Origin of the sequence: Bacillus sp. SIMBA_154 (assembly GCF_046536015.1) — a bacterium.
In the GTDB taxonomy this organism is placed as follows: Bacteria; Bacillota; Bacilli; order Bacillales; family Bacillaceae; genus Bacillus; species Bacillus pumilus_P.
This window is the reverse complement of sequence record NZ_JAWJBV010000681.1, coordinates 1-234: the sequence shown is the minus strand read 5'-3', so window position 1 is coordinate 234 and position 234 is coordinate 1. Positions and strand designations below refer to the sequence as shown.

The window sequence follows — 234 nt, the reverse complement described above, 5'->3', positions numbered from 1 at the left end:
CTCGGATCGTTACATACCCAATCTTCATCAAAGCTGTAAAGTAGTTCTGTATCAATAGCTGAAAGGTTTAAGCTCATATCAAAAGCGTCAAAACCAGTGTAAATATTATTCAGGCCAATAGCATAACTTTGTTGATTATCTTCGCCTGGTTGATCAGCAAGGCTGTTGCGAGAATTATCAAGAGTAAATGCATCGTAGCCGTTATTAATATCAATATAATGCAGGTTAAGTTCT

At 36.3% G+C, this 234-nt stretch carries 1 protein-coding gene; it reads right to left on the bottom strand.

The features are described 5' to 3' along the window. A partial coding sequence (locus R0K30_RS23585) for a hypothetical protein (RefSeq protein ID WP_410613466.1) occupies nt 1-234 on the bottom strand: 234 nt, incomplete at both ends.